Origin of the sequence: Microcoleus sp. PH2017_34_RAT_O_A (assembly GCF_020737885.1) — a bacterium.
GTDB lineage: Bacteria > Cyanobacteriota > Cyanobacteriia > Cyanobacteriales > Microcoleaceae > Microcoleus.
Window position 1 is genome coordinate 21,371 of the sequence record NZ_JAEQDD010000063.1, and the last position, 6,843, is coordinate 28,213.

4 protein-coding genes and 1 pseudogene are annotated in these 6,843 nt (G+C 45.9%); 1 reads left to right on the forward strand and 4 read right to left on the reverse strand.

What is annotated here, in order from left to right:
• Positions 1-324: 324 nt before the first annotated feature.
• Together JGK11_RS20880 and gyrB are read right to left on the reverse strand one after the other, a co-directional pair.
• Positions 325-1,041 carry a heme oxygenase (biliverdin-producing) gene (locus JGK11_RS20880; RefSeq protein WP_293190508.1) on the reverse strand — a complete coding sequence of 239 codons (717 nt, stop codon included), beginning with the start codon at positions 1,039-1,041 and terminating at the stop codon, positions 325-327.
• A gap of 269 nt (positions 1,042-1,310) precedes the next feature.
• Positions 1,311-4,556: a DNA topoisomerase (ATP-hydrolyzing) subunit B gene (gene gyrB, locus JGK11_RS20885; protein WP_293212701.1), complete on the reverse strand. Its 3,246-nt coding sequence runs from the start codon at positions 4,554-4,556 to the stop codon at positions 1,311-1,313.
• Between the two features lie 285 nt (positions 4,557-4,841).
• Between gyrB and miaA the strand changes: the two genes are divergently transcribed.
• Positions 4,842-5,753, forward strand: coding sequence for a tRNA (adenosine(37)-N6)-dimethylallyltransferase MiaA (gene miaA, locus JGK11_RS20890; RefSeq protein WP_293184899.1), 912 nt, complete (start codon positions 4,842-4,844; stop codon positions 5,751-5,753).
• Between the two features lie 122 nt (positions 5,754-5,875).
• Here miaA and JGK11_RS20895 read toward each other — a convergent pair whose 3' ends face one another.
• Positions 5,876-6,610 carry a response regulator gene (locus JGK11_RS20895; protein WP_293212703.1) on the reverse strand — a complete coding sequence of 245 codons (735 nt, stop codon included), beginning with the start codon at positions 6,608-6,610 and terminating at the stop codon, positions 5,876-5,878.
• Positions 6,599-6,736, reverse strand: a pseudogene (locus JGK11_RS20900) (ATP-binding protein); the annotation flags it as partial. The gene JGK11_RS20895 and the pseudogene JGK11_RS20900, both read right to left, overlap by 12 nt.
• Positions 6,737-6,843: the final 107 nt, after the last annotated feature.

Below are 6,843 nucleotides of genomic sequence, written 5' to 3' on the forward strand. Positions count from 1 at the left end.
TTGTGATATCGCATAGTTTTTTTTCGGAATGATTAAACCTTAGTGTCAACAAACACTTCAGATCAATTTCGGCTGCGCCGGAATGATATAGAGGAGACTGCACGTGCCGTTTCCCTACCGTTATGAATTGGGAGACTGCACTGCCGTGTCCTGATTTCGGGTTAATATTAATTCCGATGCAACCGGAAATGATATGAGTCAAAAAGTCGATCGCCCGCCATGCAAAATCCCGGAGCTTTGGTGACTGTAAAAGCAGCCATCAAACCCCCAGGATTTAATGTTTTCCTCTTAAACGAGGCTCAAATTATTGCCAATGGGTATTGACTAATCAGCAGTAGCCAATTCGGTACTGGCTGCGCCGCGCTTCCGCGTCAGGGTATTGAACAGCATCTGACCGACAGCTTTAATCAAATTGCCTTCTAACTCCATAAACATCTTCATGTTCATGCCAAAAGCTGCATTAGCTTCGTCAACAATGCGCTCTGCTGTAGCTTCGTTAATCGGCAATTCATTCATTGCCTGACGGTAGTTAGCTTTGAACTCTTTTTCATCAGGAATATCCTGGAATTCGTAGAAAGCAGTGCCTTCTCCCTCGGTAAGATTCATGCCGCGCTGAGCAATTCCCTTGAGGATTTGTCCGCCGGACAAGTCGCCTAGGTAGCGAGTGTAAGACTGAGCTACTAACAGTTCTGGTGCGGTAGCCGAGATTTCATGAATCCGCTGCACGTAAGCTTTAGCTGCTGGTGACGGGGATATTTGTTCCCGCCAATTGGCGCCGTAGTAGTAGAATAAATCTTGCTCTAAACTTTGTTTGCGATTTAACTCAGAAAAGTAAATTTTTGAAACAACCGGATGCTGCTTTTGGCGTTCCATTTCCTCTTCCATTGCCGAGTAGACAAAGTACAGGTTTCCTACTAACTTCCGGTAAGAAGTTTTTTCTACAACGCCTTTTAAAAAGCATTTGACAAAACCAACGTTTTCTGCCATTGTGTGAGATTTTTTTGTTCCCTCACGCAATTTTGTTGCTAAATTGATGCTCATGCTATATTGTCCAACCTTCTATTTTTGTGGTAGCTGATGGATGCGCCAAAAATCTAAAATTTACCTAAGCATTTACCTTAAAGCAATTTGATGAGAGATTGTATTAATTTTTATAACAAAAGTTGCAGTTGGCCGGAAAGCAGTAGTCAGTTGACAGGAAAGCAGTTGACAGGAAAGCAGTTGACAGGAAAGCAGTAGTCATCAGCCACTAACTAATGACTAATGACTCATCCTCGCCAGCAACTGTCAACTGTCAACTGTCAACTAACTTAGATGTCCAAGTCGAGGAGGTTGAGTTTGGGGCCGTAGGTTTCGATGAATTCGCGGCGGGGGGCGACCCGATCGCCCATTAAGATGGTAAAGATGCGATCGGCTTCAGCAGCGTCTTCAATCTCCACCCGTTTTAGCGTCCGAGTTTCCGGGTTCATCGTGGTATCCCACAACTGCGTGGGCATCATTTCGCCCAAACCTTTGAACCGCTGGATAGTGTAGTTCGCATTGGCGGGGAATTCGTTGCGGACGAGATTGTTCATTTCGCGATCGCTGTAACAGTAGTAGTGATTGCGTCCCCGTTCCACTTTATACAGAGGAGGACAAGCAATATAGATGTAACCTTGTTCTACAAGTGCGCGCTGGTAGCGGTAGAAGAAAGTCAGCAACAGCGTGCGGATGTGGGCCCCATCTACGTCAGCGTCAGTCATGATCACTATGTGGTGATACCGCAATTGACCGGGGTCGAATTCTTCGCCTTTGATACCCAAACCCAGGGCTGTAATTAACGACTGAATTTCGTTATTTTTGTAGATTTTGGCGTCGTCGGTTTTCTCGATGTTGAGAATTTTACCGCGCAAAGGCAGAATTGCTTGGAATTGTCGATCGCGCCCTTGCTTCGCGCTGTTGTGTACAAAAACTCCCGCACCTAGTGCAAAGTTGTGGCTGTTAGGCACTTCGATGTCATAAACATCGTGCCGTTCCTCTACAGCTTCAATCTTCACAACACGGTGGTTGTAATTACGAACCGCTTGGCGAGCATATAATTCTTCACCATTAAAGTAGCGCTTACAAAAAGTCTCGTACTTCAACAAAGACTTATCATTCTTCAGGCGGCGATAAGAATTGTAATAATCTACATCAATCCAGCCCATTTTCATCTGAACAGTCTTCAATGCTTCCAGAGTTTTGCGGTAATAAGTTTCGTCCAAAGCTGCTTTGCGTTGGCGGCGAAACTCCGGTGTCCACTGTTCCTTAGTTTTCTCCCGTCGCCAGTCCAACAAATCCTGATTTTGCCACTGTTCTTTGGCCAATTGTGAATTAGCCTCCCGCGCTTCAGGATTGTTAGCAAAATGATTGCGAACCCGTTGAGACTGAGCTAAGCGGTTTTCTTCAGAACTCCAATACTCTTGTTGGGCTTGGTTGAGCAATTCATTATTTTGCTCGCGATAAGCTTCATTAGTGTCGTAAAACTCACGCCACTTGCTAGTCATGTAAGCTTTATACTCTTCATCTTCCCACTGAGCCTTTGCCTGTTCTGAGAGAATTTGCCTGGTTTCAGGCTGCTGCATCCGCTCTTTCATCATCGCCCGAAATTCATCAGTCATGTGAGCTTGACGGCTCTTTTCAATGACATCCGGCCTGTGCAATGTTTTCTCAAGGTTGGCGCGGTGTAAAGCCAAGTGTTCCTGAGCAGGTAGTCGCTGAATATTGGTCGGATTGTTGTTGAGTTTGTTGAAATCAACATGGTGGCGGTGATTGCCGTCAGATGCTTGATAAACCTCATGTTTCAGGTTGTAGAAATCCGATAACAAATGACTGTAAATCCACTTGTCACTGCTGGGATTCCAAACCATTTCGTAACCGTTAAGTCCCTGCCCGTTTTGGTTCTTTTTCGACAACTGGCGGTTGAGAGGCATTAAGGAATCGTCCGGTGTCAGCATGGCTGCTGCTTTGTAAGTGCCATCCCGCAACATGAACCGATGATCTGGAGTACAAGTAATTGTCTCCCCATTGTCTAATGTCAATTTGATAACCTCAGCATTTGCTTTAGTCATGCGAGCGTTGGTTATCCGCTCAAACCCGATGTTTCGACTCTCGCGAATGGTGTAGCAAAAGTGTTCTTTACCTTCTGCTTGTTCGTCAACTATCTCTTTGAAGGTTTTTGTTGTGCCATCAGCTAATAATATTTTCTCCGAAGAGAGAAAACAGCCGCCGGCTGAATCGCCCTCGACCAGGTATATCTCAGACAGGGCGGGGTCTCTGGAGCTACAGTCCGCTAATTTTCCGGGCAAAGGAGACGATTCTAGGACGGATTTTCGGCGGACTAAATCGCGGGCACGACGGGCGGCTTCTGCGGCTTTAAATGCCTGAATTGCTTTTTCCAAAATAGCGTCTGCTACTTGGGGCCGAAATTCCAAATATTCGGTTAATACTTCGCCTACCAAGGAATCAACTATTCCTCGGACTTCGGTATTTCCTAGCTTTGTTTTAGTTTGGCCTTCAAATTCGGGATCGGGAACTTTGACCGAAATCACGGCTGTTAAACCTTCGCGGACGTTTTCGCCGGCGAGGTTGGGCTCGTTTTCTTTGATTTTGTTGCGCTTGCGGGCGATCGAGTTCATCGTCCGCGTCAAAACAGCCTTTAAGCCTTCTAAGTGTGTACCGCCGTCGATCGTCCGAATGTTGTTGGCAAAACCCAGAACGTTGTCGCTAAAAGCATCGACGCACCACTGCAAAGACACTTCTACATACACGTTGTTGCGTTCTCCTTGTACGTAGATCACCTCTTCGTGCAGTGGCTGCTTCTCGCGGTTCATGTACATGACATATTCCTTGATGCCACCTTCGTAACAATAGGTTTCGACGCGCGGTTCGCTACTTTTGAGCAATTCCAAGCGACGATCGCCAAAAGTAATTTTCGCACCCGCATTCAGATAAGCCAACTCTCGCAAACGTCCAGAAACCGTAGCGTAATCAAACTCAATCCCAGTGCTAAATATCTGAGTGTCTGGAAGGAAACTAACTGAAGTACCGGTGCGATTTCCTTTGCAGGGCTTGGCCACAAGTTCGCTGACGGGAAAGCCTCTTTCGTAGCGCTGCAAATGTTCTTTTTGGTCGCGCCAAACAGTAACCTCTACCCACTCGGAAAGCGCGTTAACCACGGAAATACCTACACCGTGCAAACCTCCAGAAACTTTGTAACCGCCACCGCCAAACTTACCGCCGGCGTGCAGTACAGTCATTACTGTTTCGATTCCCGATTTGCCAGTCTTGGCAACGATCCCGGTAGGAATACCGCGGCCGTCATCTGTGACAGTGACTGAACCGTCGGCGTTGAAGTCAACCTCGATGTGAGTGCAGTGGCCAGCCAGCGCCTCATCGATGGAATTGTCCACAACCTCGTAAACTAGATGGTGGAGTCCTCGCGGGCCGGTGGTACCGATGTACATCCCCGGTCGTTTGCGGACTGCTTCGAGACCTTCGAGAACTTGAATCTGGTCGGCGCTGTAGCTGCTGGTCATACAAAAATAGCTCCAATAATGAGGCCTAAAGCCCCAAAAGCTTCTAAAATGGGAAAACTCCTAAAATTATAGCACAAAACCGTTAATGGCGATGCTAGGGCTTTCTGAATGGAAATTTATCGGGGGGACGGAGGGGAAGAGTTTTGAGATTGCTTCGCGATTTCCCACCCAGGGCGGTGAATGAGTGAAGCCAGAGAAGGGAAAGTAGGGATGAATAGAGCCTGGGATAGGATTTGAGGGTTTTTCTTGGGAAATGCAATATGTTTTTTAAGTGTGCGACGGCTTATGTTTAGATTGATTACAATTTGCGGGGCGACGGCGACGGGGAAGTCTGGAGTGGCTGTGGAAGTTGCCGATCGACTGAAATCTTCGATCTTGAGCGCAGACTCCCGTCAAGTGTACCGCGAATTTGACATCGGAACGGCAAAACCGACAAAGAGCGATCGCGCTTCTGTACCGCATCACTTAATTGACATTTGCGAGCCGACAGAAACTCTAACACTCGCAGAATACCAGCAGCAAGCTCAAAAAATAATTGCTGATGTCGATTTTCCCGTTTCTCCTCCGCTGTTGTTGGTGGGAGGGACAGGCTTATATATCAAATCGATTGTCAAGGGTTTGAAAATGCCTAGGGTAGCGCCGATGCCCGAATTGCGATCGCAACTTGCGGATCTGGGCCAATCTCAATGTTATGCGATGTTGCAGCAGGTCGATCGCCCGGCCGCCGAGAAAATTCACCTCAACGATTCATTCAGAACCTTACGGGCACTGGAAGTATTTTATGTCACCGGGCGCTCTATTTCCGAACAGCAAGGCGAAAATCCTCCCAATTATCCGATTCTACAGATTGGGTTGGACTGCGAGATGGATGTTTTGGGCGATCGCATCCAACAGCGCACCGAACAAATGTTAGAACGCGGTTGGCTGGCTGAAGTAGAATATTTGTGCAAAAAATACGGCTGCGACTTACCATTGTTGAACACCCTGGGATATCAGGAAATCAAACGATATTTAGCTGGCGACATTACGCTTGAGGAAGCTAAAGAATTAACAATTTTGCACACGAGGCAATTTGCCAAGAGACAGCGGACATGGTTTAGAGCATATCCTGAAATTGAATGGTTTGATGTTAGCGTACCTGATTTACTGGAACGAGTTTGGCAAAGAATACAAAATTTTCTGGTCAAAGGTTCGTAGTGAGGACTTTAGTCCGCAGAAAAGAAAGGACTGAATTCCGAACGATCGAACCTAATAACAAAGGTTCGTAGTGAGGACTTTAGTCCGCAGAAAAGAAAGGACTGAATTCCGAACGATCAAACCTAATAAGTTTCAATTAAAGAAACTATTTGAATATAATCAAAATCATTTGCCAAAAAAGCTAAAGCCTCAGCCACAGATTCATCAAGCTTGCGGATTTGCTCTATGCAACTATCAACTTTAGCCATATCACTGAGGCTGGAAGCTGCCAATAAATCAGCCAACAATTCAGCAGGCAAATTCGCCAAAGCTGACCGACTCAAAGCAGCTTGGATATCCAGTTTCGTCAAATCCTTGTTGCTAGCAGGTTCCTCATAGATAAAATTCACCCCAATATGTTTTTGAAGCGCATCAAATATATCTGCTTCCCGGAACGGTTTGCGGATAAAATCATCGCATCCTGCCGAAGAAACAACCGCTCTTTCTTCTTCTAAAACACTAGCAGTTACAGCAATAATTGCAGTAGCTTGACCTTTAAGAGTACCTTTGATTTGTTTTGTAGCTTCGTACCCGTCCATCACGGGCATTCTCATATCCATTAAAATTAAATGCGGTTCCCAATCATTCCAAATCTCAACAGCTTCTTGGCCGTTACAAGCTTCTTTTAGTTCAAAACCGAGGGGAGAAAGCAGTTTGAGTAGCAGCAAATTATTGCTGGGTTTGTCATCAACAATCAAAATGCGATACCTAGGTTGATTCGGTGCGAGGCAAATCACTTGTAGCGCCGTCTTTTTGCCTTCTATTTCCCTGGGATCGATCGCACTAATTTTAGTATCGAATACAAAAGTTGTTCCCACTCCCAATTCTGAATAGACACTCATCTTGCCACCCATTAACTCTACAAAATTGCGGCTGATTGGCAGTCCCAAACCAGTTCCTTCTTGGGAGTTTTTACCAGTTTGGGTTTGCACAAAAGCTTCAAAAAGACTATCTAAGGGAGCACCACAGAATGATTGATCCTATAATGACCCAAAGATAATTTCAGTGTGCAGCGTATCTTATGTCTCTAAAATCTATCATGAAACTGACC